This is a genomic window from Piezobacter thermophilus, from assembly GCF_055386745.1.
In genome coordinates this window covers 3097794-3121832 of record NZ_AP042380.1, presented here as the reverse complement: position 1 = coordinate 3121832, position 24039 = coordinate 3097794, and the positions used below count along the sequence as shown (strand labels likewise).

Sequence of the window (24039 nt, the reverse complement as noted above, 5' to 3'; positions counted from 1 at the left end):
CTCCGGGCGCCGGGGGCGAGGGCCGCGCCGCCCGAACGGCGCGGCCGGAAGTCGCAGACGGGTTCGTCAGTTCTTGATCACCAGTTGCGGAGAAACCACGTCAATGCCCAGCGCCTTGCCCACGGCGTAGATCGTCAGCTTTCCCGCGTGCACGTTCAGGCCGTTCAGAAGGTTCGGATCTTCGGCACAGGCCTGTTTCCAGCCCTTGTCGGCAAGAGCCAGCATGTAGGGCATGGTAGCGTTGCCCAGGGCAATGGTCGAGGTGCGGGCGACGGCGCCGGGCATGTTGGCGACGCAGTAATGCATGATCCCGTCCACCTCGTAGATCGGATCCTGATGCGTCGTGGGGCGCGATGTTTCGAAGCATCCCCCCTGGTCGATGGCGACATCGACGATGGCCGCGCCCGGTTTCATGGTGGAAAGCTGCGCGCGCGTGACCAGCTTGGGCGCGGCGGCGCCGGGGATCAGCACCGCGCCCACCACCATGTCGGCGGTGGTGATCAGCTGGGCGGTGGCGCCGGCGCTGGAATAGGCGGTCTTGAACAGCCCGCCGAAGACGTCATCGAGATAGCGCAGGCGCTCCAGGGACTTGTCCAGAACGGTGACGTCGGCCCCCATGCCGGCGGCGACCCGGGCGGCATGCGTCCCCACATGCCCGCCCCCGATCACGAGCACCTTTGCCGGGGCGACACCGGGGACGCCCCCCATCAGGACACCGCGCCCGCCATTGGCCTTCTGCAGGGTCCAGGCGCCGACCTGAGGGGCGAGCTTGCCCGCCACCTCGGACATCGGTGCCAGCAGCGGCAGCCCGCCCCGGTCGTCGGTCACGGTTTCATAGGCGATTGCGGTGACGCCGCTGGCCAGCAGATCGCGGGTCTGCTCGGGGTCGGGGGCGAGGTGCAGATAGGTGAACAGAACCTGGCCTTCGCGCAGCATCCGGCGCTCGGCCGGCTGAGGTTCCTTGACCTTCACGATCATGTCGGCGGAGGCGAAGATTTCCTCGGCCGAATCGAGAATGCGGGCGCCCGCTGCCACATAGCTGGCGTCGTCGAAGCCCGACCCCGCCCCGGCACCCTTTTCGATGACGACTTCGTGTCCGTGCCTGACTGCTTCGTGCACCGCGTTGGGTGTCATGCCGACGCGGAACTCCTGCGGCTTGATCTCTTTCGGGCAGCCGATTCGCATGGGCTGGAACCTCCTCCATTCGTATCCTGCCCGAATCCTAGGCGGTTTCATCCGCAATTTCCGTGATAATATCGGTCGCACAGACTGGTGAAATTCGAACGATCTTCGAAGGATGATCGGATATACGGGAAGGTATGGCGGAAATGACTTTGGATGCGACGGACAGGAAAATTCTGGCGGCGCTGCAGCTTCGCGGCAGGATGTCGAATGCGGAATTGTCGGAAAAGGTGAATCTTTCTCCCTCGGCCTGCCACCGGCGGGTGCAGAGGCTTGAGGCCGAAGGCTATATCAAGGATTACGTGGCGCTGCTGGACGCCCGCAAGATGGGGGTGCCGACAACGGTTTTCGTCGAGATCACCCTGCAGGGGCAGGCGGACGAGTTGCTTGATGCTTTCGAGAAGGCCGTTGCCCGCATCCCCGATGTGCTGGAATGTCACCTGATGGCCGGCACGGCGGATTACATCCTCAAGGTCGTAGCCGAGAACACCGAGGATTTTGCCCGTATCCACCGGCAGTATCTTGCCCGATTGCCGGGCGTGGCGCAGATGCAGTCAAGCTTTGCCCTGCGGACGGTGTTCAAGACCACTGCGCTTCCTATCTAGGATGACAAGCCTGCCGCCATCGCGTTCCGGCGCGGGGTTCGGCGGCAATGTGACGGGCAGGAAAGGAGAATACCGTGACCGACGAGGAATTCGAGCGGAACAAGAGAAGGGAAGATGGCGACAACCACGTGATGGAGTGGCTCGAGGCCGAGCTTCAGGATACCTTCGACGAGGATATCGAGGTCGAGTTCTCCGAACCGATGCTCTCGCTGGAGCTGCGCAAGGTCTACAAGGCGCATCACCCCGACGCGCTGGACCGGCGCACCTATTTCCGCAACCTGCTGCGCCTGCAGGCCGAGCTCATCAAGGTGCAGGACTGGGTGCAGCACACCGGCGCCAAGATCTGCATCCTGTTCGAAGGGCGCGACGCCGCCGGCAAGGGCGGGGTGATCAAGCGCATCGTCCAGCGGCTGAACCCGCGGGTGGCGCGGGTCGTGGCCCTGCCCGCCCCGAACCGGCGCGAGCAGAGCCAGTGGTATTTCCAGCGCTACGTGCCACATCTGCCGGCAGGGGGTGAAATCGTGCTGTTCGACCGGTCGTGGTACAACCGCGCCGGGGTCGAGCGGGTGATGGGCTTTGCCACCGAGGAACAGGTCGAGCAGTTCTTTCAGGACGTGCCCGAATTCGAACGCATGCTGGTGCGCTCGGGCATCATCCTGCTGAAATACTGGTTCTCGATCACCGACGAGGAACAGCAGCTGCGCTTTCTCATGCGCATTCACGACCCGATGAAGCAGTGGAAGCTGTCGCCGATGGATCTGGAAGCCCGCGTGCGCTGGGAGGAATACACCAAGGCCAAGGAAGAGATGTTCGAACGCACCAACATTCCCGAGGCGCCCTGGTATATCGTCGAGGGCAACGACAAGAAGCGCGAGCGGCTCAACTGCATCGAACACATCCTGTCGAAGATCCCCTACTACGAGATCCCCAGCGAAAAGGTCACCCTGCCCGAGCGCAAGCACGACCCGAAATATGAACGCCAGGTCCTGCCGGACGAACTCTACGTGCCCAAGATCTACTGACCGTGCCCCGCGCGCGGCGGTTCAGGCCGCGCGCAGCAGGTCGCGGGATTTCAGCTCGGCCAGGGTTTCGTCCAGGGCCCGGCGGGCGCGTTCGATCAGGATGTCGATCTCGCCGGGGGTGATGGTCAGGGGCGGGGCGATGATCATGCGGTCGCCCACATGGCGCATGACCAGGTTGTTGGCAAAGCAGCGCTCACGGCAGATCAGGCCGACGGTGCCCGGCTCGCTGGCAAAGGGGGCGCGGGCGGCCTTGTCGGGGGTAAGCGCGATCGAGGCCATCAGCCCGAGGATCCGCGCCTCGCCCACCAGCGGGTGATCGGCCAGGGCGTGCCACCTGTCCGCCAGGTGGGGCGCGGCCGTCTCGCGCACATGGCCGATCACGTTTTCCTCTTCCATGATTTCGAGGTTTTTCAGGGCAACGGCGGCGGCCACCGGGTGGGCGTGATAGGTATAGCCGTGGTTGAATTCGATCCGGCCGATCACCTCGGCCACCTCGTCCGAAACGATCGAGGCGCCGATCGGCTGATAGCCCGAGCTCAGCCCCTTGGCCACGGTCATGATGTCGGGGCGGATGTTCAGGGTCTGGCTGCCGAACCAGTTGCCGGTGCGGCCGAAGCCGCAGATCACCTCGTCGGCGATCAGCAAAATCTCGTGTTTGTCGCAGATGCGCTGGATCTCGGGCCAGTAGCTGTCGGGCGGCACGATCACCCCGCCCGCGCCCTGCACCGGCTCGGCGATGAAGGCGGCGATGTTGTCCTCGCCCAGCTCGGCGATGGCGCGCTCCAGCTGGCGGGCACGTTCGAGGCCGAATTCCTGGGGGCTCATCGCGCCGCCCTCGGCCCACCAGTCGGGCTGGTCGATATGGTGGATGTCCGGGATCGGAAGGCCGCCCTGCGCGTGCATCGCGCTCATGCCGCCGAGGCTTGCCGCGCCGACGGTCGAGCCGTGATAGGCGTTGCGGCGGCTGATGATGATCCGCTTGGACGGCTTGCCCTTTTCCGCCCAGTAGGCCCGCACCAGGCGGATATTGGTGTCATTCGCCTCGGAGCCGCCGGAGGCGAAGAAAACGTGATTGAGATCGCCCGGCGCCAGTTCCGCCAGCTTCGCCGCCAGCGCGATGGCCGGCACATGGGTGGTCTGGAAGAAGGTGTTGTAATAGGGCAGCTCGCGCATCTGGCGGGCGGCTACCTCGGCCAGCTCGTCCCGGCCATAGCCGATGTTCACGCACCACAGCCCGGCCATGCCGTCGAGGATCCGGTTGCCCTCGCTGTCGGTCAGGAAGACGCCCCTTGCCCCGGTGATGACGCGCGCGCCCCTGGCAGCAAGGTCTTCATTGGCCGTGAACGGGTGCATGTGATGTGCCGCATCCAGCGCCTGCAGTTCGGCCGTGGGCATGTGGTTGGTGATGACGGTCATGGGACGTCTCCTGCGAATCCGGACGTCTCGCAGAATATGATCAAATTATCGGGTGTCAATTGAAACAGGATCAGCCGCCCGATGCGGAGAGGGTGCCGGCGACCATTTCCATGCCCTGCTGCACGTCCCGTTTCATGGCCTCGGCCGCGCCCTCGACATCGCCGTTTCGCAGCGCGGCCAGCAGATCCTTGTGGCGGTCGGGCAGGTTCTGGGTCCCGAACCGGCCGCAGACCACCCGCAGGGATGGCCCGAAGCGCAGCCACAGCCGGTCGGCAAGCTCGGACATGATCGGGGCCGCGGCCTCGGCATAGATGGCGGCGTGGAATTGGTAGTTCCGGGCCAGGTATCCGGGGACGTCGCCGGTCTCGATCGCCTTGTCCAGCTGGGCGTCGATCGCTTCAAGCCGGGTGATGGCGTGCCTGTCCATGCGCCGCGCCGCCCGCCGGGTGAGTTCGGATTCGATTGATATCCTGACATAATTCAGCTGCTCGATATCCGCCGCAGTGAGGACCGGAACGCTGACCCGGCGATTGCCCTGGAATACCAGCGCCCCGTCGGAAATCAGCCGCCGGATGGCCTCGCGCACCGGCGTCATCCCGGCGCCGAGCGATTCGGTCAGGCCCTGGATCGTGACCGGCTGCCCCGGTGCCATTTCCCCGAACAGGATCTGCGCGCGCAGCTTGCGATACACCCGTTCATGTGCTGGCAGCCCGGCCGCCGGTTTTTCGGTCTTTCGTGCTTCATTTTTGATCAAATTCAAGGCTCTGTCCTGTTGCGGGCCGGAGATGACTTGTCTTGTCCTGCGATGGGTGGAAACATAGCCGTTGCCGATGGGAAAAGCAAAACTTGATCAAATCCCGAAAATCGGGAAATATTCCATTGGCCATCAGGGAGACACTCATGACGATAAAATCACTTGCGCTGACCGCGGTTCTGACCTTGGGCGCCACCGCCGTTCTTGCCGAGGAAGTCCGGGTCTACAACTGGTCGGACTATATCGACGAAGAGCTGCTGACCAAGTTCGAGGAAGAAACCGGCATCAAGCTGATCTACGACGTGTTCGACAGCAACGAGGTGCTGGAAACCAAGATGCTGGCCGGCGGGTCGGGTTATGACGTGGTGGTACCCTCGGGCACCTTCCTGCAGCGTCAGATCCAGGCCGGTGCGTTCCAGAAGCTGGACAAGTCCAAGCTGCCCAATCTCAAGAACATGTGGGACGTGATCATGGAGCGCACGGCGCAATATGATCCGGGCAACGAATATTCCATCAACTACATGTGGGGCACCACCGGCATCGGCGTGAACGTCAACAAGGTGCGCGAGGTGCTGGGCGAGGATGCACCCATCGACAGCCTGGCGCTGATCTTCGATCCGGCCAACATGGAAAAGCTGGCCTCGTGCGGCGTGCATTTCCTCGACGCGCCGACGGAGATGATCCCGGCCGCGCTCAAGTATCTGGGCGAAGATCCCGACAGCCAGGACCCGAAGGTGATCGCCAGGACCGAGGCGGTGCTGTCCGCGGTGCGCCCCTATGTGCTGAAATTCCACAACTCCGAATACATCAACGCGCTGGCCAATGGCGACATCTGCGTGGCCTTCGGCTGGTCGGGTGACATCCTTCAGGCCCGCGACCGCGCCGACGAGGCAGAAAACGGGGTCGAGATCGCATATAACGCCCCCAAGGAGGGCGCGCTGATGTGGTTTGACCAGATGGCAATTCCGGTGGATGCGCCGAACCCGGACGGGGCGCACAAGTTCCTCAACTTCATCATGGACGCGAAGAACATGGCGCAGGCGACAAACTACGTCTACTACGCCAACGGCAACCTGGCGAGCCAGCAATACGTCCTGCCGGAAATCCTTGAAGATCCGGCCATCTACCCGGACGAGGAAACGCTGAAGAACCTCTACACGACCACCCCCTACCCGCCGAAGGTACAAAGGGTGGTCACCCGGCTGTGGACCAAGATCAAGTCGGGCACCTGACAGCCCGCCGCCGGCCGGGCAGCGCCCCGGCCGGCAATTGGGGCATGTCCCAGTCATCCCATCGTCATTTTCCCGCTGCCCCGGGGGTTCGCCTTGCAGACGTCCAGTTTTGAGCCCTGGAACGACCCGGATGCCCGTCCGCTGATCCGGTTCCGCAATGTGACCAAGCGGTTCGGGTCCTTCACCGCCATCGACAACCTGTCGCTGGATATCTACGAACGCGAGTTCTTCGCCCTTCTGGGGCCGTCAGGCTGCGGCAAGACCACCATGATGCGGATGCTGGCCGGGTTCGAGGACCCGACCGAGGGAAGGATCGAGCTGGCCGGGCAGGACATTGCCGGGATTCCGCCCAACAGGCGGGCGGTCAACATGATGTTCCAGTCCTACGCGCTGTTTCCGCATCTGAGCGTATGGGACAATATCGCCTTCGGCCTGCGCCGCGACCGCAAGCCGAAAGAGGAAATCGCCGCCCGGGTCGAGGAGATGCTGCGCCTGACCCGGCTGGAAAAATTCGCCCATCGCAAGCCGCACCAGATCTCGGGCGGGCAGAGACAGCGGGTGGCGCTGGCCCGCAGCCTGGCCAAGGCGCCGAAGCTGCTGCTGCTGGACGAACCCATGGGGGCGCTGGATGCCAAGCTGCGCCAGCAGACCCAGTTCGAGCTGATGGACATCCAGGAAAAGACCGGCACCACCTTCGTGATCGTCACCCATGACCAGGAAGAGGCGATGACGGTCGCCAGCCGCATCGCGGTGATGGATGAAGGCCGCCTGATGCAGGTGGCCACGCCCGATCGGATCTACGAGGAACCCGAAAGCGTCTATGTGGCCGACTTCATCGGCGAGGTAAACCTGTTCGAGGGCCGGGCCACACCCGCGGGCGAGGGCCGCTTTCGCGTGGACTGGGCCGAGGGGCAGCCGCCCCTGATCGCCGCATCTGCGCGCAGCTTTTCGCCGGGGCAGGCCTGTTTCCTGGCTATCCGGCCGGAAAAGGTGGCCATCAGCGCCGAACGTCCGGCGGACGCCGACAACGCGGTGCAGGGGCGCATTCACGACATCGCCTATCTGGGCAACCTGTCCACCTATCACGTGCAGCTGCCCACGGGCCAGATTGTCAAGGCGCAGACATCGAACACGCGCCGGATCTCGCGGCGCAGCTTTACCTGGGAAGACACGGTCTGGCTGTCCTGGACGGCCACGGCCGGTGTTCTTCTGGCGGACTGATGCGGCGCCTGATCCTGATCGCGGTGCCCTATCTGTGGCTGCTGGCGCTGTTCCTGGTGCCTTTCGTCATCGTGCTGAAGATCTCTCTGTCCGATGCCGCGATTTCGATTCCGCCCTATACCCCGACACTGGATCTTTCCGCCGGCTGGCAGGGGATCCGCGATTTCCTTGCCGCGCTGGATTTCGAGAATTTCATCTGGCTGACCCAGGACGATCTTTACTGGAAAGCCTACCTGTCCAGCCTGTGGATCGCGCTGGCCTCGACGGCGATGACGCTGCTGGCCGGCTACCCGATCGCCTATGGCATGGCCCGCGCCCCCGAGGAATGGCGCCCCACGCTGATGATGCTGGTCATCCTGCCGTTCTGGACCAGCTTCCTCATCCGCGTCTATTCGTGGATGGGGATTCTCAGCCAGGAAGGGATTCTCAACCAGTTCCTGCTGTGGCTTGGCGTGATCGACCGTCCGCTGATGATCCTCAACACCAACACGGCGGTCTATATCGGCATCGTCTATACCTACCTGCCCTTCATGGTCCTGCCGATCTATGCCGCGCTGGACCGGATGGACAATTCCCTGATCGAAGCGGCCGAGGATCTGGGCTGCTCGCGGCTGAGCGCATTCTGGCTGGTCACCGTGCCGCTGTCGAAGAACGGCATCATCGCCGGCTGTTTCCTGGTCTTCATCCCGGCGCTGGGCGAATTCGTGATCCCCTCGCTGCTGGGCGGGTCGCGTACGCTGATGATCGGCAAGGTGCTGTGGGAGGAATTCTTCAGCAATCGCGACTGGCCGGTGGCCAGCGCCGTGGCGGTGGTGCTGCTGCTGATCCTGGTGGTGCCCATCGTCCTGTTCCAGCGCAACCAGGAAAGACAGCAGGAGGCCGAGAAATGAACCGCCTCAGCTGGTTCAACACGGTGTCGCTGACGCTGGGATTTGCCTTCCTCTACATCCCGATGGTGATCCTGATCATCTACAGCTTCAACGAAAGCAAGCTGGTCACCGTCTGGGCCGGCTTTTCCACAAAATGGTATGGAGAGCTGTTTCGCGACAGGGCCTTCCTGAACGCCGCCTGGGTGACGCTGAAGGTGGCGGTGGCCTCCTCGACGCTGGCGACGGTCCTGGGCACCATGGCAGCCTATGTGATGGTGCGCGGCGGGCGGTTCCGGGGGCGGACGCTGTTTTCCGGCATGATCTACGCGCCGCTGGTCATGCCCGAGGTCATCACCGGCCTGTCGCTGCTGCTGCTGTTCATCGGGATCGGGCTGGACCGGGGGGTGCTGACCATCGTGCTTGCCCATACCACCTTTTCCATGTGCTATGTCTCGGTGGTGGTGTCCTCGCGGCTGGCCACCTTCGACCTTTCACTGGAAGAAGCGGCGCTGGATCTGGGCTGTTCCCGGGCCGAGGCCTTCCGGCTGGTGACCCTGCCGATCATCGCGCCGGCGGTCATCTCCGGCTGGCTGCTGGCCTTCACCCTTTCGCTGGACGATCTGGTGATTGCGTCCTTTACCTCGGGCCCCTCGGCGACCACCTTGCCGATCAAGATCTTCTCGGCGGTGCGGCTGGGGGTCAGCCCGGAAATCAACGCCCTTTCGACCATCATGATCGCGATTGTCACCGTGGGGGTGATCGCTGCCTCGCTGGTCTCCAAGCGCAACCTCGTGCGGCAGAGAAGGGACGAAATGGCGGCAGAGCGCACCTCGTGATGAAGCACGTCTTTGCCGATTACGCCTATGGCCCCGGTCCCCTGCAGGGATGCTGGTGGGCCGAAACCGTCGCCACGCCGGACTGGCCGCCTGCAAAGGGTGAGATCGCCGCCGATGTCGCCATTGTCGGTGGCGGCTATACCGGCATGTCGGCGGCGCTGCACCTGGCCGAAGCCGGCGCCTCGGTCGCGCTGTTCGAGGCCCGTTTTCCGGGCTGGGGGGCGTCGGGGCGCAATGGCGGGTTCTGCTGCGTGGGCGGGGGCAAGGTTTCGGAATCGGAGTTGCGCAGCCGTTTCGGCGCGGCCCAGGCAGAGGCCTGGTTCCAAACCGAAAGGGCGGCGGTCGAACTGGTGGCTGAGCTGCTGCGCCGCCACCGGATCGCCGCCGACACCCATTCGCAGGGGGAAACCCAGCTGGCCCACAGTGCCCGGGCCATGGCCCGACTGCGCCGGCTGGCCGAGCGGGGCGAGGGCATGTTGACCGAGCGCGAAGACCTGCCCGCCCAGGGTCTGGCCGGCCCGTTCTTCGGGGCGCTCACCAACCCGGTGGGCTTTGCGCTCAACCCGCGAAAATACCTGTTCGGACTGGCGCGGGCGGCGCAATCGGCCGGGGCACGACTTTATCGCGACAGCCCCGTATCGGGGATCGAACGGGGAGCAACCGGCTTCCGCCTGCGCGCCGGAGCGGCCGACATCCGGGCCCGTGCCGTCATCATCGCCACCAATGGCTATTCGAGCGAAGACATCCCCCCCTGGCTGGCCGGGCGCTACATGCCGGCCCAGTCCACGGTCATGGTCACCCGACCATTGACCGACGAGGAACTGTCCGCCCAAGGGTGGACCAGCGACCAGATGGCCTTCGATACGCGCGCACTGCTGCATTATTTCCGGCTGATGCCGGACCGACGCTTCCTGTTCGGGCGGCGCGGGGGGCTGATGGCCTCGCCCCGGGCCGAGGCCGCCGCCCGCAGGGCGACGCGCCGGGATTTCGAGCGCCTCTTCCCTGCCTGGGCGCATGTTCCGGCCACGCACAGCTGGTCGGGGATGGTCTGTCTGGCCCGCAACCGTGTTCCCTATGTGGGCCCGGTTCCCGGCGCGCCGGGCATGTTCGCGGGGCTTGCCTATCACGGCAACGGGGTCGCCATGGGAAGCCATGCCGGGCGGCTGCTGGCGGATCTGGCCCTGGGCCGCCGACCGGAGCCCCCCGTTCCGGCCCCCATGCGCGAGGCGATGCGGCGCTTTCCGCTGGGGCGGGTGCGGCGGGCGCTCATGTGGCCGCTCTACGGGCTGCTGGGGCTGAGCGACCTGTTTTGACCGCGCCGCACGGTTGACAGCCGCGACGGGATCACGCAAGGCAGGCGTATTTCAGCCATGGCAAGAGGCAGGTCGAGATGAAGATTGCGATGATCGGGACGGGTTATGTCGGCCTGGTGTCGGGGGTCTGTTTTTCCGATTTCGGGCACGAGGTCGTCTGCGTGGACAAGAATCCCGACAAGATCGGCCAGTTGAACAAGGGTATCGTTCCAATTTACGAACCCGGGCTTGATCGCCTCATGGAGTCCAATGTCGCGGCCGGACGGCTTTCCTTCACAACCGATCTTGCGGCGGCCGTGGCCGGGGCGGATGCGGTGTTCATCGCGGTGGGCACGCCGACCCGGCGCGGAGACGGGCATGCGGACCTTTCCTATGTCCTGTCCGCCGCCGAAGAGATCGCCGGGGCCCTGACCGGCTATGCGGTGGTGGTGACCAAATCGACGGTACCGGTGGGCACCAACCGGCAGTTGAAGAAGGTGATTGCGCGGGCCAACCCGCAGGCCGAATTCGATGTTGCCTCGAACCCCGAGTTTCTGCGCGAAGGCGCTGCCATCGACGACTTCATGCGCCCCGACCGTGTGATCGTCGGGGTCGAGAGCGACCGTGCCGCGGCGGTCATGGCGGCAATCTACCGCCCGCTTTACTTGCGCGAGTTTCCGATCATCACCACCGATCTGGAAAGCGCCGAGATGATAAAATACGCGGCCAACGCCTTCCTGGCCACCAAGATCACCTTCATCAACGAAATTGCAGCCCTGTGCGAACGGGTGGGTGCCGACGTGAAACAGGTTGCCAAGGGTATGGGGCTGGATGGCCGGATCGGCAACAAGTTCCTGCACGCCGGGCCCGGCTATGGAGGGTCGTGTTTTCCCAAGGACACAACCGCTCTGGCCCGGATCGGGCAGGACCACGCGGTGCCCATGCAGATCGTCGAGACCGTGATCAAGGTGAATGACGAGATCCGGCGTCGGATGGTGGACAAGATCGTCGATCTTCTGGGGGGACGCGTGGCCGGCAAGGTAATCGCGGTGCTTGGCGTGACATTCAAGCCAAACACCGACGACATGCGTGAAGCGCCCTCGCTGACCATCGTTCCGGCGCTGATCGGCGCGGGCGCTCGGGTGCGGGTGGTTGACCCGCAGGGGCGGCGTGAAGGCGAGGCGCTCCTGCCCGGCGTCGAGTGGGTCGAAGATGCCTATATGGCGGCCGAGGGGGCGGATGCGTTGGTGCTGTTGACGGAGTGGAACGAATTCCGGGCGCTGGATCTGCCGCGACTTGCCGGGGTCATGGCCAACCCGGCGATGGCGGATCTGCGCAATGTCTATTCGGCCGACGAGATCATCGGCGCGGGGTTCACCGATTACGTTTCGGTCGGCAGGGACTCGCGATCCGCCGGCGCCTGAGCGGCCAGCGCCTTGCGCTCCAGCTCGAACGCCCGGGCATATTCGGACCTGCCCCGACCGGCCTGCCACAGGCAGTAGGCGGCCATGCGCCAATGGAACCATGGCTCCAGCACAAGAAACCGCGCCACTGTTGCGCGGTCAGGATAGGCGTGCAGAAACACCTGTCGTTCCGCACGCGCAAGGGGTGAGCCCCGATAGAGGAATTGCATCGCCGGCGACAGGAAAATGGCGAGGTCTTCGGCCGGATCACCCAGCATGGGGCACTGCCAGTCGATTAGAACGATCCGGCGGTTCGAGACCACAATGTTGCCGGGCACCGGATCGCCGTGGACGAGGCAGAGTTTCGGAGCGGGGTCGACATGCGCCACCGGCCCGGGTCCCTTCAGCCGCCGCCGTGACGAGGGCGGGCAACGGCTGAGGATTTTCTCGGCCTGCCGGGAAAGCTGGCGGCTGCCCCCGGCTTGAACGGGCAGGCCGGTGGGTGGGGGCAATTCGTGAACCCGCCGCAGCAGTTGCGCGACGCGCGCACTGCCTCGGCGCCAGGTTCGGCCCTCTATATGGCGGTAGATCAGCCAGGCGAGGCCCCCGGAGGTGCCGGTCGCCACGGGCCGTGGCGCCAGCCCGGTACCGTCAAGCCATTTCAGGCACAGGCGTTCGCTTGCAGGGTCGTTCCGAAACAACGGGTTGTTTGCCCCCGTGGCATAGGTTTTCAGGACCAGCTCTGCGCCCTTCGCGGATCGAAATGCCCAGACATCGTTGGTTCGCCCACCGCCAAGAGGCCTGAAACCGGTATCGGCAGCCGCGGTTCCCGTGTTGACGAGATCAGCGATCAAACAATGCGGCGGAGGATGCGGCAGCGCTTGCAGAACTGGTCTCCGTCAGAGTTTCCGGGCCGGAGCCCTGCCTAGCCACGCCGGCGGGGTCGTGCAAGGGGGCCTTGCCGGTCGGTTGGCGCACGGCAATCACGGAAGCGGCCGGGATCGATCGCCCGTCGTCCAGTTGCAGCATGACGGCCCCGTCTTCCAGCCGCGCCTCTCGCACCTGCGCGGCGCTTTCGGCCGGGCGCAGGCCGAGGGAGCTATCTTTCGCAAAAAATTCGACCGAGAAGCCGTAGGTGCCGGGGGGATAGGTCGATCCATCCGGTCGTTGGCCTGTCCACGAGAAGTTCCGAACCGAGGGGGGAAGATCCTCCCGGCCGATTTCATTTCCGGACGAATCGAGAATGACGAGACTCGCCCGATCGGCGCCGGCGGCAGGTGTGACGGAGAGCGGGATCGCCGTTCCGGAGAACGGCGTGCCGGTCGTTGTCCGAATTTCGAGCCCGACCCAGCCGGCGAGACCGGCTCGATTGAGATCGCTCGTCGGGCTTGCCAGGGCCGTCAGGGCTTCGTTGGTCTTCACCTGTTGCTCCACCATTGCGAACTGGGCCAGTTGCGCGGCGTATTCGCTCGAGTTGACGGGTTCGAGAGGATCCTGGTTCCGGGCCTGGGCCGTAAGCATCCTGAGAAAGGTCTGAAAGTCGGAAGTGAGGCCGGTGCGAGACGAATCACGGGTTCCCGGTTGCGTGCCCTCGGGCCTGAGCGTCGCGGGCAGGGGGGAAGAAGCTGAAAGTTCCATTTTCGTCAGATCCTCAGATCCAGTCGGGTTTCATCGAGAAGGCGGATCACCTCGGTCGGTCCCGAGGCATCTTCGGCGCCATGCTTCGCATCCGGTTGCCGGTTCGCGACATGTGCGCCGCTGCCGGGCGCACCACTGCCATGATCGGCAAATTCGATGTTGACGCCCTCGTAGCCCAGGGAATGCAGGTTGGCCGCCAGTTGATCCGCATGGCGGCGCATCAGATCCTGCGCGACCGGGCGATCTGCGGAAATCCACACGGAAATGCCGGCGTCGTCCACCCGCAAGGACATCCGGACGTGCCCCAACTCCTCCGGCTGAAGTGAGATATCGAAATTCCTGTCGGTCTTTCTGTGAATCAGGATTGCCATCTCTCGGGTCATGTCCGGGCGAAAGGAGGCATGGAGAACCGGACGTGTTGCCGGAGAGAATCCTGCGAATGCCGGATCCCGTTGCGCCGGGGGCAGAGAGACGGCATCTATGCGGTCATATGGCCGTTCGCGCTCGGGAATGTCCGGTAAAGACGGGAAAGCCGATCGTCCCGGATCGGACAGAGCAATCGCGGATGGCGAGCCCTGCGACACGCCATTCGCTCCGGACGCGGAAGCTTCGAAATCCCCGGGCGTGTTTCTTGCCCCTGCCGCAATGGTGTCCCCTTTCGGGTATGCGGGGATGGAGTTCGACTCGTTCAATCCCGGGTTCCGGCTCGGAAAGGATGCCCCGTCGCGCCCGATATCACCCTTCGACTCGCGGCCATCCATGGCCGCCGCTTGAGCCGAGACCGGTTGTCGGTCCCTTGTATCGGGTTCGTGCACGTTCTTTCCGAAGAATGACCGGTCATCTTCGTTTCCGAATTCGTGGAGAAGCGTTGTGTCCGGTGTCGAGGCGCTGTTCATCCCTGCCCCATCGGGGGATTCCGGCATTGCCGTGCCACTGCCGATGGATGCGCCGGGCCTCGATCCCTCGGCCATCAGACCGATCTGTACGTCGGGAATGGTACCCAAGCGGGATTGATCGGGTGGCGCATCATCCAGATCAATCGCTTCGACGCGGAAAGAGGAGGAGATATCAGCGACCTGAGACGGAAGATTGCGAGCCGACTGCGAGGTCCTGTCCTGCCCGGTCAGATCATCTGAAGACTGGGCCTCCTTTCGCGCCGGAATGCTGGTCCCCATCTCGACAGAAAGGGGCGGACCTGTCCCGATGTCTTCGGCCGAATCATCGATGCTTTCCTTTTCCCCATTCGGCGAATCCGAAACCGCGGCTTCGCGATTCGGCTTCTCCGATTTGTCTGCGGTGGATTTGCCGTTCGCTCCCTTTTCCCCGACCGTGATGTCCGTTTCGCCGTCGAGTGCATCGAAAACGCGGGTGAAGCCCTGCCCCGTCATTTCCCCGGTAGCGGAAGATACGACACGCGCTGCCCCCGGAGTCGCAGATATCCCGATTGCATCGTTCGTTCGCGCATTCAGTTGAAATGTCGTCACAGCCATGACCAATTCGCCGTTTGTCCAAGGGTAGAAATGGCAGGATTCGGTTTCGGATTTTTTAACTCGAGTCAGCAAGGATGCGGGCGGTCGAAATTGTTCGAGGGAGAATTTCATGACAGTTCAAGCTGTCGGAACGGGTACTGCTTCATTGGTCGAAAAGGGAACGCAGGACGCGCTCGCGAAGGCCTCGCGCGCGATGGAGGCGGTCTTTCTTGCCGAAATGTTGTCCCTGGCGGGCCTCGGAAAGAGTTCGGAAAGGATGGGGGGCGGGATCGGCGAAGAGCAGTTCGGCTCGCTTCTCGTGCAGGCTCAGGCCCGGGAAATCGTGAATGCCGGGGGTATCGGGCTGGCGGATGTCCTGTTTCGGCAATTGTTGGAGCGTGAGAATGGCCGCTGATTCGTATTTCGATCTATCCGAAATGGCGGATCTTCTCGAAGAGGAGCGGCGCACTCTGCTTTGCGGGAAGTTGAAGGATCTGCAGGACATCGCACGGCGCAAGGAGGAATTGGCGGCGCAGCTCGAGGCAGCCTTCCCTCCTGACAATGAAGGGTTGCGCGAAATCCGGGAAAACATGGCGCGAAACCAGAGGCTTATGGCCTGCGCGATGGAGGGAATCCGGGCCGTTTCCAACCGGCTTGAAGAGCTTCGCCGGGTCTGTAACGGCCTGGTGACCTACGGCAGGGATGGCAAGCGGGAGAACGCCGCAACAATTTTGCGCCCGAAGCTGGAAAAACGGGCATGAGCGAAAATCGATTCAAATCCTCGAGAACCGGCGATCACGTCTTAGCCGTTCGTTAGGAGATGAAAGGCAAGAGTGTCGGGGCATCCGATCAGCGGGTGGCGCGGGGCCGGTTCGGCCATCGCAGTGGTCAGAAAGACGTGTGATCCGTCCCGAGGGGGCGGGATGAGATTGGGCGGAAACGCCTGCGACTGAAGGAACAAGCAATGTCCAGCATTCTGACGAACAATGGCGCGATGGTCGCGCTGCAGACACTCCAGAGCATCAACAAGAATCTCGCAAGCGTGCAAAGCGAGATTTCAACCGGCAAGCGTGTCGCGACCGCCAAGGACAACTCGGCGGTCTGGGCGATTTCCAAGGTGATGGAATCGGATGTCAAGGGCTTCAAGGCGATCGCCGACAGCCTTTCGTTGGGGCAGTCCACCGTATCCGTCGCCAGGAACGCCGCGGAAACGGTTACCGATTTGCTGACCCAGATGAAAGGCAAGATCGTCGCGGCGCAGGAAGCGAACGTGGATCGGAACAAGATCAATGCCGACGTGACGGCGTTGAAGGATCAGATCAAGTCGGTCATTGGTGCCGCTCAGTTCAACGGACTCAATCTTGTGGATGGAACTGTCGCTTCGGCATCCATTCTGGCGTCGCTCGATCGTGACAATGCCGGCAACGTGACGACCAGTTCGATCACGGTCACGGCCCAGGATCTTTCGACTGGGGGATATGTTGCCAACGATATCTTCAGCGGAAGTTCGACCGGTGCCTCCGTCAATGGCGATGTGGTTGCCTTCAACCTCAACAGTGGCGGTGGGAACCAACAGATCGAGATCGCCGAAAACGGTGCGGCGTTCGTTGCCGGGGACAAGGTCAGCCTGACCGTGGCCGGCAAGACCGTGTCGTACACGGTGACTGCGGATGATGCGGCCGCGACGACCACCAGCGATATCGTTGCGGTCGCCTTGAAGAACAAGATCGACAATCTGGGTATTGCCGGTCTGACGGTCGATTACGACAGCGGGACGCCTGGTACACTGAATTTCACGAATGCCGGTACCGTTGATCTGACCGTCAGCGGTCAGTTCACCAATGCCGGATCCGGTGGTCTGGGGGCCATGGCCAATATCGACGTCTCGACCTCAAGCGGCGCATCCTCTGCGCTGGCCACCATCGAGACGCTGATCGGAACCGCGATCGATGCTGCAGCCTCGTTCGGTTCGGCCGAAGGGCGTATCTCGATCCAGGCCGAGTTCGTCTCCAACCTCACCAACTCGCTCGAGGCCGGGATCGGGTCGATGGTCGATGCCAACATGGAAGAAGCTTCGGCGCGGCTTCAGTCGCTGCAGGTACAGCAGCAGCTGGGCGTTCAGTCCCTGTCCATTGCCAATCGGTCGCCCCAGACGATCCTGGCGCTCTTCCGTTGAGCAGAACTGGATCGGAGCGAAAATCGCTCCGATCCACTCATTTCCAACCTTGATGAGGTTTTGACGTGAAGCAAACTTCACAACAGAAATGGGCCTATTCCGATGTCGCCGCTCCGGTTCGAACCGGCCGTGGTCTGGAGTACAATATTCTGGCTCGGATTACGCGGAGCATCTCGAACGCCGAGCGAGACGGGCATTTCCCCGAGCTCGCAGCAGCGCTGCATGACAATACGCGCCTGTGGACGGTTTTCGCCACCCAGGTCGCGGACAACGACAATGCGCTTCCCAGGGATTTGCGGGCCCGGATCTTCTACCTTGCGCGTTTCACGCATCACCATACGCCGAAGGTGTTGTCGGGTGAGGCCTCCGCCGCACCCCTGGTGGACATCAATACCGCGATCATGCGCGGCCTTCGCGGAGAGACCGAATAGATGCCCGGGCTTGTTCTGAAACTTGCACCCAAGGAGCGGGTGCTGATCAACGGCGCCGTGATCGAGAATGGCGATCGCCGTTGCCGGCTTTCCATCCTGACAACGGGTGCGAACATCTTGCGCCTGCGCGACGCCATTCACCCCGGCGATGCCAACACGCCGGTAAAGCGGGTCTGCTATGCGGCACAGCTGGTTCTGACCGGTGACCTTGAGCCGGAGGCGGCGCGCCAGATGCTCCTGCGCCGCATCGAGGAGCTCAGCCAGATCTTTACCGATGCCGACAGTCGCTCGGTACTCGCTGATGCGACCGAAGCGCTGGTATCGGAGAAATACTATCGCTGCCTGAAGGCATTGCGCCGCCTGCTGTCCCGCGAGAGCAGGTTGCTCGCGGTTGCGCGGCAACAGAGCTGAGGCCGGGATGATCGGTGCTGCAAGGGCGTTGTCGTGGCAACTGCGGTCCCTTGTGATCCTGCTGGCAAGTCTGCGTGAAATTCTGACTCCGAACCTGGCCTTCTCGTCGCCGTCGGTCCTGACTGCCACGAGGTTCCCGGTTGTCGGGCCGATCCGCGAGATCGAGATATGCGACCGCGAAGCCACTCGGGCGGCCCGGATTTTCGGTATATCCCGCAAGACTTTGAAAGCGATCGGGCGGGTGGAATCCGGCCTGACGCGCGACGGAGTCTTCGCGCCTTGGCCGTGGACGATAAATGTGCGCAGCAAAGGGCTTCGCTTCCGCTCGAAGGAAGAGGCTGTGAAATATGCGTCGGCCTTGATCGACCGGGGGGTCAGATCCTTTGATGTTGGATGTTTCCAGTTGAATTACCGCTGGCATGGATCGAAATTCGAGGGGTTGGAAGAAATGTTCTCGCCCCGTGCCAATGCGGAGGGGGCCGCCAGATATCTTGTTGAGCTTTTTCAGGAATACGGGACGTGGCGCGAGGCGGTTGGTGCCTATCATTCTCGCACAAGGGTATTGAGCGAAGCCTATGTGGCACGCGTAATGCGCGCCGAACAGCGGATCGAGGGCTCTCCGTCGATCCCGGCCCCGGATATCCTGCCGAACTCGACCCCGGAAATTGCACCATTTTCACGAAAAACTAACCTTCCGCTTGTGAATTTGCGGGAAAGGACGGGCCCGCTGTTCTGAATGCGCCATTGGCAGTGGGCGGCCATCGAGGGAAGAAACACTGTGAACCGGTTTGCAATTCAGGCGATCATGTCCCCGACTGTCGCGCTAGCCATGGCTCTCATGGCGGTCATCCTGATGATGATTCTCCCGGTTCCTGCGGTCGTTCTGGATGCAGGTCTGGCAGCATCTTTCGCGTTGGCCATCCTCATTTTTTCGGTCACGCTGTTCATCGACAGACCGCTGGACTTTTCTTCCTTCCCGACCGCCCTGATCGCATCCCTCATGTTGCGGCTCGCGCTCAATGTCTCATCGACAAAGCTGATCATTGGGCAGGGTCACACGGGAACCGATGCGGCGGGTGATGTGATCGAAGGCGTTGCGAATTTCGTAATGGGCGGAAACGCGTTTCTGGGACTGGTGGTGTTCGGCGTGTTGCTCATCGTCAATTTCATCGTGATCACGAAAGGCGCCGCCCGGATGGCCGAGGTCGGCGCAAGATTCGCTCTGGACGGAATGCCTGGCCGGCAACTGGCTATTGACAGTGACCTTTCGGCCGGGGCGATTTCTCATGAAGAGGCAAAGCGGCGGCGCGAACTCGAACAACAGGAAACCACCTTTTTCGGTTCTCTTGACGGTGCGTCGAAATTCGTCAAGGGGGATGCAATCGCAGGGGTTCTGATTACTCTTCTGAATCTGCTGGTCGGGTTGGCAATGGGCATCTTCGTTCATGGCATGCCGGTCGCGGATGCATTCCGAACCTACGCGATTCTTACGGTCGGCGATGGTCTCGTGACCCAGATTCCCGCCGTCATCATTTCCATTGCGGCAGCCCTGCTACTGGCGCGCGGTGGGACGTCCGGACCGACGGATATCGCCCTTTTCGGTCAGCTCGGCAGGAATCCTTCGGCGCTAGCTTCGGTGGCCGTTCTCCTGGGGGTTTTCGCGCTTGTGCCCGGGCTGCCCTTTTTCCCGTTCATGGCCGGAGCGCTTTTCCTCGCGGGAATCTCCTACAAGGTTCGGCAGCGCGAGGCGGAACAGGAGGCGACGGCTGAAATCGCCGACGAGGGAGACGCCGCGCCCGAAACCCCTGTTCTCGGCGACATACTGGATCTTGATGACATTCATATCGAGTTTGCCCCGGATCTCGTTTCGATGGTGTTGGATGCGGGAACCGGGCTCGACGCGCGCATTTCAAACATGCGGACGCATGTGGCCCGCACGTTCGGGGTGATTCTCCCGGAAATACGGTTGACTGATCAACCCGAACTGCCAGCAGGAACCTACGTCATCCATATCCAGGGGGTCGAGCAGGCCCGGGGGGTCTTGCATGCGGATCTGGTTCTGGCTCTTGCTCCCGAGAGGAGTGACGCCTTGCCGGCGGGCAAGGAGGTAGAGGAACCTGTCTACGGTGCGCCGGCCCGGTGGATCTCGAAGAAGGATCAGGAAGCGGCCGTTCTGACCGGCGCAACTGTGGTCACTCCTCCGGAAATCCTGGCAACACATCTGTTTGAAATCGTGAGGAAAAACCTCTCCCGTCTTCTGACGCTGAAATCCCTGCGGCGACTCCTTGCAGAGTTGACGAATCTCTCGGATCCGGCGCGCGCCGAGGCCAACAGAAAATTTCTTGACGAACTGATTCCGGACAAGGTCCAACTGGAAACCCTTCACGAGGTTCTTCGTCTGCTGCTTGAGGAACGAGTGTCGATCCGCAATCTTCCCGTGATCCTCGAAACCATTGCCGAGGCACGCCAGACGACGACACAGCCGGAAGTTCTGTGCGAACTGGTCCGCAAGCGCCTGAGCTTTCAACTCGTGGCAGAAGCGCGCGACGAGGATGGCCGGGTGCCGCTTCTTCAGATCTCGCCCCGCTGGGAAGAGACCTTCGAATCCTGTCAGGTGCGAACCGAGGCCGCCTTTCCCGTTGTGGCGTTGCCGCCCGAACTTGCCGAGAAACTTTCCGACCAGATCGTGGAACACGCGGAGAGGGCCGCGCAGTCGGGGGTTACGGCTGTGGTCGCCGTGTCGTCAAGATGGAGGCGGTTTCTGCAGTCCGTGACCAGGGCAAGAAACCTTCCCAACCCGGTGATGTCCTTCGAAGAGATCGGAATGGAGGCGCGACCAAGCCTGATCGCGGTGATTGCGCCATGACCGATGGACAGGAATTGACGGCCATCCTGTTGCGACAGGGCTACCCCGTTCTGGTTGTATTTTCTCGGGCCATGGCGATGCTGCTGATGTTTCCCGGGTTCGGCGACGGGGTCGTGTCGATGCGATTGCGGGCATCGATCGCCTTTTCACTTTCCGTATCGGCGGTTTTTCTGTTCGACATCCGCGTGGAGCCGGCAAACCCCGTGGACGCCGTCAGGATCCCGCTGATCGAAGTTCTCTTCGGCCTCCTCACCGGTTTCGTATTCCGCCTTGCAATATACGCACTGGAAATTGCCGGATCAATCGCGGCCAATTCGACGGCGCTGTCGCAGCTTGCGGGCGGCAACGCGGTCGAACCTGCCCCGGCAATCGGTCAGATTCTTTCAATGGCGGGCATGTATCTTCTGGCCTCATCGGGAATCCTGGTACGCTTTACAGAGTTCTTGCAGGCGTCGTTCGAGCTGTTCCCGATCGGAGGAGAAATCGGTTTCGGGGTACCGGTTCAGGGCATCGTCCTTCTTGTTTCCAAGGCGTTTTCCCTGGCAGTGGCGTTCGCCGCGCCATTCCTCGTGATTTCGTTGATCTACAACCTGTCACTGGGTGTGCTGAACCGCGCAATGCCACAGATGATGGTGGCCCTGGTGGGGGCGCCGCTGATTTCGCTTCTGGCGCTCTACCTTCTTTTTCTGACCGCGCCGTATCTTCTGGCCGCTTGGCAGGGGGCGTTGAATGTGCTCTGGGGGCCGATGTGGGGGGATGGGCCGTGAGCGAGGATAGTGCGCAGGAAAAATCCCACCAGCCAACGGCCCGGAAGCTGGAAAAGGCGCGTTCGCGTGGCGATATCGCGCGTTCGACCGACTTGCTGGCGGCAGCATCCTATGCGGGCCTGTACCTTGCGGCGCTGGTTTTCGCATATTCGAAAGCGCCCGAAACCATAAGCGCGCTCGGGTCGTTCATGGAGCAAGCGAACTCGCTTGCCGCCTTTCCCGATGCGGGAAATGGCGCGGCCATTCGAGCGCGCGTTCTGTCGGCCTTGCAGGCGGTTGCCGTTTTTCTGGCGTTGCCCGGAGTCCTGGTTCTTGGCGTGCTGATCCTGCAGCGGGGGCTGACCCTGACCGGCGGCAATCTGGCGCCGAAGCCGGAACGGCTTTCCCTTGCCAGGAATCTCTCCAAGAGGTTCGGACGCGCCACAATGGTGGAGTTTGCGAAGAATGTCGCCAAAAGTGCGATTTTCGTGCTTGTCACGGTTCAGTTCGTCCGCACGCGAGAGGATGACATCGTCGCGCTTCTCGATCTGGAAGGGCGCATTGCCGCCATCGGGGCAGTGAAATTCCTGGATGGCGCCTTGCTTGTGGTACTCGCCGTTTCGGTTCCGATCGCGGTGATCGATCTTGTCTGGCAACGATTTCAGTATCTTCAGCGCAACAGGATGACCCGGAAGGAGTTGGAGGAAGAGGTCAAGGAATCCGAAGGCGATCCACATGCAAAGGGGCAAAGGCGGCGACGGGCGCAGGAAATTGCCACGAACCAGATGCTGTCCGAGGTACCCAAGGCCGACGTCGTCATCGTCAACCCGACGCATTTTGCGGTTGCGCTGAGATGGGAACGCCGGCCGGGCACCGCGCCTGTCTGCGTGGCCAAGGGGGTGGACGAGATTGCGCTCACCATGCGCCGAGTCGCGGAAGAGGCGCGTGTTCCCGTGCATTCCGATCCGCCGACGGCGCGTTCACTGTATTCCTCCGTAGAACTGGGGCAAGAGATCGACGAGACCTTCTATCGCCCCGTCGCGATGGCCATTCGTTTCGCCGAAGACATGCGGGCACGGGCCAGGCGGGGGATCTGATGAAGAAGCGGGATCTGGAGCGCTTGAACAAGGTCGCAGAGGTCATCTTTCTGAAGGCATCCGCCCGGCTTGAGGTGGTGCTGGCCGAGGAAAGAAGACTGCGCCATGACATCGACAGTATCCGCGAACGGCAGGCGGCCGCCACGGCCGGGCGCGAGGGCCTTTCCGCGATGAGACACCCGGAAATCCATTCCGCATGGAGCCTCTGGTGTGCGCGCGCGGTCTCGGATCTGAACGACGGGCTTGATCGCCTTCAGCCCGAGAAAGCGAAGCTGCGGGATGCGGTCAGGGACAGTTTCGGAAGGCATATGGCCGTGCGGCATCTTGTGGATATCCACCTCGGCCGGGGTCGGAAGGGACGGCGCGCCGGCCGGAGGTGATGCTCGCGGTCGGGCGGTGCCGGGTCTGCGGGGCGGATGCGGGTCAGTCGTCTTGCGGGGCCGGTCGGACCGCCTTTTTCCTGTCATCTGGATCGGGACCGTTGGCGGGTCCGAGCAGGGGCTGGATCAGCATCCGGTCGAGCCACTGGTCGCGCCGGGTACGGAACTGTTCGATGCCGATGGTCATGCCCTCGTGCCCCTTTTGCGGCTGCGCAATGTAGGTTCCGAACAGGCGGTCCCACCATGGCAGGTTGAAGCCGTAATTGCTGTCGGTTTCCCGCCGGATGATCGAATGGTGGACGCGGTGCATGTCGGGGGTGACGACGAACAGGCGCAGGATGCGATCCACCGCCGGGGGTATCCGGATGTTGGAGTGGTTGAACATGGCGGTGCCGTTGAGCAGCACCTCGAAGATCAGAACCGCCACGGCCGGCGGGCCCAGCGCCAGGACGGCGGCCAGCTTGATCCCCATGGACAGCAGGATCTCGATCGGGTGGAACCGCAACCCGGTGGTCACGTCGATGGCCTGATCGGCGTGGTGCATCCGGTGCAGCCGCCACAGCACGGGGACTGCGTGGAACAGGACGTGCTGCAGGTAGATCACGAAATCGAGGATCACGACCGAGGCGACGATCGCCACCCATTCCGGGACCTGGAAGATGTTGAAAAGGCCCCAGCCCCTGTCTTGCGCCACCAGGGCCAGGCCGACGGCCACCACCGGAAAGGTCAGCCGCACCAGGATCGTGTCGAGCACCACGACGCCCAGGTTGTTGGTCCAGCGGATCAGGCGGGGGATTTCTATCCGGCGGCGCGGGGCGGCGACCTCCCAGATTGCCATGACGATCAGGATGCCCAGGAATACCGCAAGCCGAAGCGGGCCTTCGTTTGACAAGAGCAGGTCGGTCATGTGTCGCGATCCCGGGCCGATGCCATGCGCATATTCAACCGGACTTGCCGCGACGGCACAAGCGCGCCGGCTTCACCGTTTCGTGC

Annotated in this window: 25 protein-coding genes; 18 read left to right on the top strand and 7 right to left on the bottom strand. The window is 62.8% G+C overall.

Annotation, left to right across the window (positions count from 1 at the left end):
- Positions 1 to 66 precede the first annotated feature (66 nt).
- Positions 67 to 1185, bottom strand: a complete 1119-nt coding sequence (ald, locus tag ACZ5CM_RS15145; protein ID WP_464639856.1) for an alanine dehydrogenase — start codon at positions 1183 to 1185, stop codon at positions 67 to 69.
- 143 nt (positions 1186 to 1328) lie between these two features.
- Here ald and ACZ5CM_RS15140 point away from each other — a divergent pair, with 143 nt between their 5' ends.
- Together ACZ5CM_RS15140 and ppk2 are read left to right on the top strand one after the other, a co-directional pair.
- On the top strand, positions 1329 to 1787 hold the full coding sequence (locus tag ACZ5CM_RS15140; RefSeq protein ID WP_464639854.1) for an Lrp/AsnC family transcriptional regulator: 459 nt from the start codon (positions 1329 to 1331) through the stop codon (positions 1785 to 1787).
- 131 nt (positions 1788 to 1918) lie between these two features.
- Entirely contained in the window at positions 1919 to 2809 is an 891-nt protein-coding gene (gene ppk2, locus ACZ5CM_RS15135; protein ID WP_464642645.1) for a polyphosphate kinase 2, read from the top strand.
- Positions 2810 to 2830: 21 nt separating this feature from the next.
- Here the strand turns inward: ppk2 and ACZ5CM_RS15130 are convergent, their stop codons facing one another.
- Both ACZ5CM_RS15130 and ACZ5CM_RS15125 read right to left on the bottom strand, forming a co-directional pair.
- The gene (locus ACZ5CM_RS15130) at positions 2831 to 4225 is read right to left on the bottom strand and encodes an aspartate aminotransferase family protein (RefSeq protein ID WP_464639852.1); all 1395 of its coding nucleotides are present in this window, start codon (positions 4223 to 4225) and stop codon (positions 2831 to 2833) included.
- Between the two features lie 70 nt (positions 4226 to 4295).
- On the bottom strand, positions 4296 to 4985 hold the full coding sequence (locus ACZ5CM_RS15125) for a GntR family transcriptional regulator (protein WP_464639850.1): 690 nt from the start codon (positions 4983 to 4985) through the stop codon (positions 4296 to 4298).
- A gap of 140 nt (positions 4986 to 5125) precedes the next feature.
- Here ACZ5CM_RS15125 and ACZ5CM_RS15120 point away from each other — a divergent pair, with 140 nt between their 5' ends.
- The 6 genes from ACZ5CM_RS15120 to ACZ5CM_RS15095 all read left to right on the top strand — a co-directional run bounded on the left by ACZ5CM_RS15120 (position 5126) and on the right by ACZ5CM_RS15095 (position 11853).
- Entirely contained in the window at positions 5126 to 6211 is a 1086-nt protein-coding gene (locus tag ACZ5CM_RS15120; protein WP_464639848.1) for a polyamine ABC transporter substrate-binding protein, read from the top strand.
- 93 nt (positions 6212 to 6304) lie between these two features.
- Positions 6305 to 7432 carry an ABC transporter ATP-binding protein gene (locus ACZ5CM_RS15115; RefSeq protein ID WP_464639846.1) on the top strand — a complete coding sequence of 376 codons (1128 nt, stop codon included), beginning with the start codon at positions 6305 to 6307 and terminating at the stop codon, positions 7430 to 7432.
- The gene (locus ACZ5CM_RS15110) at positions 7432 to 8322 is read left to right on the top strand and encodes an ABC transporter permease subunit (RefSeq protein WP_464639844.1); all 891 of its coding nucleotides are present in this window, start codon (positions 7432 to 7434) and stop codon (positions 8320 to 8322) included. Before ACZ5CM_RS15115 ends, ACZ5CM_RS15110 begins: the two co-directional genes overlap by 1 nt.
- Positions 8319 to 9137 carry an ABC transporter permease gene (locus ACZ5CM_RS15105; RefSeq protein ID WP_464639842.1) on the top strand — a complete coding sequence of 273 codons (819 nt, stop codon included), beginning with the start codon at positions 8319 to 8321 and terminating at the stop codon, positions 9135 to 9137. Before ACZ5CM_RS15110 ends, ACZ5CM_RS15105 begins: the two co-directional genes overlap by 4 nt.
- The gene (locus tag ACZ5CM_RS15100; protein ID WP_464639840.1) at positions 9137 to 10450 is read left to right on the top strand and encodes an NAD(P)/FAD-dependent oxidoreductase; all 1314 of its coding nucleotides are present in this window, start codon (positions 9137 to 9139) and stop codon (positions 10448 to 10450) included. The genes ACZ5CM_RS15105 and ACZ5CM_RS15100 overlap by 1 nt, the downstream gene beginning before the upstream one ends.
- A gap of 77 nt (positions 10451 to 10527) precedes the next feature.
- A complete protein-coding gene (locus tag ACZ5CM_RS15095; protein ID WP_464639838.1) occupies positions 10528 to 11853 on the top strand; it encodes a UDP-glucose dehydrogenase family protein in 1326 nt (441 codons plus the stop codon).
- On the opposite strand, the gene ACZ5CM_RS15090 is transcribed toward ACZ5CM_RS15095, so the two are convergent.
- The 3 genes from ACZ5CM_RS15090 to ACZ5CM_RS15080 are packed head-to-tail and all read right to left on the bottom strand — an operon-like array spanning position 11811 to position 15071.
- Positions 11811 to 12686 (bottom strand): phosphotransferase family protein, encoded by an 876-nt coding sequence (locus tag ACZ5CM_RS15090; protein ID WP_464639836.1) that lies wholly within the window; start codon positions 12684 to 12686, stop codon positions 11811 to 11813. The genes ACZ5CM_RS15095 and ACZ5CM_RS15090 overlap by 43 nt on opposite strands.
- Positions 12676 to 13470 carry a flagellar hook capping FlgD N-terminal domain-containing protein gene (locus ACZ5CM_RS15085; protein ID WP_464639834.1) on the bottom strand — a complete coding sequence of 265 codons (795 nt, stop codon included), beginning with the start codon at positions 13468 to 13470 and terminating at the stop codon, positions 12676 to 12678. Before ACZ5CM_RS15085 ends, ACZ5CM_RS15090 begins: the two co-directional genes overlap by 11 nt.
- A 5-nt stretch (positions 13471 to 13475) precedes the next feature.
- Positions 13476 to 15071 carry a flagellar hook-length control protein FliK gene (locus tag ACZ5CM_RS15080; protein WP_464639833.1) on the bottom strand — a complete coding sequence of 532 codons (1596 nt, stop codon included), beginning with the start codon at positions 15069 to 15071 and terminating at the stop codon, positions 13476 to 13478.
- On the opposite strand from ACZ5CM_RS15080, the gene ACZ5CM_RS15075 reads away from it, so the two are divergent.
- The 10 genes from ACZ5CM_RS15075 to ACZ5CM_RS15030 all read left to right on the top strand — a co-directional run bounded on the left by ACZ5CM_RS15075 (position 15070) and on the right by ACZ5CM_RS15030 (position 23046).
- Complete coding sequence (locus ACZ5CM_RS15075) at positions 15070 to 15354, top strand: rod-binding protein (RefSeq protein ID WP_464639831.1); 285 nt, start codon at positions 15070 to 15072, stop codon at positions 15352 to 15354. The genes ACZ5CM_RS15080 and ACZ5CM_RS15075 overlap by 2 nt on opposite strands.
- The gene (locus ACZ5CM_RS15070) at positions 15344 to 15700 is read left to right on the top strand and encodes a flagellar biosynthesis protein FlgN (protein ID WP_464639830.1); all 357 of its coding nucleotides are present in this window, start codon (positions 15344 to 15346) and stop codon (positions 15698 to 15700) included. Before ACZ5CM_RS15075 ends, ACZ5CM_RS15070 begins: the two co-directional genes overlap by 11 nt.
- Before the next feature lie 203 nt (positions 15701 to 15903).
- Positions 15904 to 17115, top strand: a complete 1212-nt coding sequence (locus ACZ5CM_RS15065; RefSeq protein WP_464639829.1) for a flagellin N-terminal helical domain-containing protein — start codon at positions 15904 to 15906, stop codon at positions 17113 to 17115.
- A 65-nt stretch (positions 17116 to 17180) separates the two neighbouring features.
- Entirely contained in the window at positions 17181 to 17546 is a 366-nt protein-coding gene (gene flaF, locus ACZ5CM_RS15060; RefSeq protein WP_464639827.1) for a flagellar biosynthesis regulator FlaF, read from the top strand.
- A complete protein-coding gene (flbT, locus tag ACZ5CM_RS15055) occupies positions 17547 to 17957 on the top strand; it encodes a flagellar biosynthesis repressor FlbT (RefSeq protein ID WP_464639825.1) in 411 nt (136 codons plus the stop codon).
- A 7-nt stretch (positions 17958 to 17964) separates the two neighbouring features.
- Positions 17965 to 18693, top strand: coding sequence for a transglycosylase SLT domain-containing protein (locus ACZ5CM_RS15050; protein WP_464639824.1), 729 nt, complete (start codon positions 17965 to 17967; stop codon positions 18691 to 18693).
- Between the two features lie 69 nt (positions 18694 to 18762).
- A complete protein-coding gene (flhA, locus tag ACZ5CM_RS15045; protein WP_464642644.1) occupies positions 18763 to 20823 on the top strand; it encodes a flagellar biosynthesis protein FlhA in 2061 nt (686 codons plus the stop codon).
- Positions 20820 to 21590 carry a flagellar biosynthetic protein FliR gene (locus tag ACZ5CM_RS15040; RefSeq protein WP_464639822.1) on the top strand — a complete coding sequence of 257 codons (771 nt, stop codon included), beginning with the start codon at positions 20820 to 20822 and terminating at the stop codon, positions 21588 to 21590. Before flhA ends, ACZ5CM_RS15040 begins: the two co-directional genes overlap by 4 nt.
- The gene (locus ACZ5CM_RS15035) at positions 21572 to 22666 is read left to right on the top strand and encodes an EscU/YscU/HrcU family type III secretion system export apparatus switch protein (protein ID WP_464639820.1); all 1095 of its coding nucleotides are present in this window, start codon (positions 21572 to 21574) and stop codon (positions 22664 to 22666) included. The genes ACZ5CM_RS15040 and ACZ5CM_RS15035 overlap by 19 nt, the downstream gene beginning before the upstream one ends.
- Positions 22666 to 23046, top strand: coding sequence for a hypothetical protein (locus ACZ5CM_RS15030; RefSeq protein ID WP_464639818.1), 381 nt, complete (start codon positions 22666 to 22668; stop codon positions 23044 to 23046). Before ACZ5CM_RS15035 ends, ACZ5CM_RS15030 begins: the two co-directional genes overlap by 1 nt.
- Positions 23047 to 23089: 43 nt before the next feature.
- Here the strand turns inward: ACZ5CM_RS15030 and ACZ5CM_RS15025 are convergent, their stop codons facing one another.
- Complete coding sequence (locus tag ACZ5CM_RS15025; protein WP_464639817.1) at positions 23090 to 23953, bottom strand: sterol desaturase family protein; 864 nt, start codon at positions 23951 to 23953, stop codon at positions 23090 to 23092.
- Positions 23954 to 24039: the final 86 nt, after the last annotated feature.

Bases quoted from the DNA above. Each gene is read 5' to 3' on its own strand.
- ald (WP_464639856.1), bottom strand. From the start codon at position 1,185: ATGCGAATCGGCTGCCCGAAAGAGATCAAGCCGCAGGAGTTCCGCGTC.
- ACZ5CM_RS15140 (WP_464639854.1), top strand. From the start codon at position 1,329: ATGACTTTGGATGCGACGGACAGGAAAATTCTGGCGGCGCTGCAGCTT.
- ppk2 (WP_464642645.1), top strand. From the start codon at position 1,919: ATGGAGTGGCTCGAGGCCGAGCTTCAGGATACCTTCGACGAGGATATC.
- ACZ5CM_RS15130 (WP_464639852.1), bottom strand. From the start codon at position 4,225: ATGACCGTCATCACCAACCACATGCCCACGGCCGAACTGCAGGCGCTG.
- ACZ5CM_RS15120 (WP_464639848.1), top strand. From the start codon at position 5,126: ATGACGATAAAATCACTTGCGCTGACCGCGGTTCTGACCTTGGGCGCC.
- ACZ5CM_RS15110 (WP_464639844.1), top strand. From the start codon at position 7,432: ATGCGGCGCCTGATCCTGATCGCGGTGCCCTATCTGTGGCTGCTGGCG.
- ACZ5CM_RS15105 (WP_464639842.1), top strand. From the start codon at position 8,319: ATGAACCGCCTCAGCTGGTTCAACACGGTGTCGCTGACGCTGGGATTT.
- ACZ5CM_RS15100 (WP_464639840.1), top strand. From the start codon at position 9,137: ATGAAGCACGTCTTTGCCGATTACGCCTATGGCCCCGGTCCCCTGCAG.
- ACZ5CM_RS15095 (WP_464639838.1), top strand. From the start codon at position 10,528: ATGAAGATTGCGATGATCGGGACGGGTTATGTCGGCCTGGTGTCGGGG.
- ACZ5CM_RS15085 (WP_464639834.1), bottom strand. From the start codon at position 13,470: ATGGAACTTTCAGCTTCTTCCCCCCTGCCCGCGACGCTCAGGCCCGAG.
- ACZ5CM_RS15075 (WP_464639831.1), top strand. From the start codon at position 15,070: ATGACAGTTCAAGCTGTCGGAACGGGTACTGCTTCATTGGTCGAAAAG.
- ACZ5CM_RS15080 (WP_464639833.1), bottom strand. From the start codon at position 15,071: ATGAAATTCTCCCTCGAACAATTTCGACCGCCCGCATCCTTGCTGACT.
- ACZ5CM_RS15070 (WP_464639830.1), top strand. From the start codon at position 15,344: ATGGCCGCTGATTCGTATTTCGATCTATCCGAAATGGCGGATCTTCTC.
- ACZ5CM_RS15065 (WP_464639829.1), top strand. From the start codon at position 15,904: ATGTCCAGCATTCTGACGAACAATGGCGCGATGGTCGCGCTGCAGACA.
- flbT (WP_464639825.1), top strand. From the start codon at position 17,547: ATGCCCGGGCTTGTTCTGAAACTTGCACCCAAGGAGCGGGTGCTGATC.
- ACZ5CM_RS15050 (WP_464639824.1), top strand. From the start codon at position 17,965: ATGATCGGTGCTGCAAGGGCGTTGTCGTGGCAACTGCGGTCCCTTGTG.
- flhA (WP_464642644.1), top strand. From the start codon at position 18,763: ATGTCCCCGACTGTCGCGCTAGCCATGGCTCTCATGGCGGTCATCCTG.
- ACZ5CM_RS15040 (WP_464639822.1), top strand. From the start codon at position 20,820: ATGACCGATGGACAGGAATTGACGGCCATCCTGTTGCGACAGGGCTAC.
- ACZ5CM_RS15030 (WP_464639818.1), top strand. From the start codon at position 22,666: ATGAAGAAGCGGGATCTGGAGCGCTTGAACAAGGTCGCAGAGGTCATC.
- ACZ5CM_RS15025 (WP_464639817.1), bottom strand. From the start codon at position 23,953: ATGACCGACCTGCTCTTGTCAAACGAAGGCCCGCTTCGGCTTGCGGTA.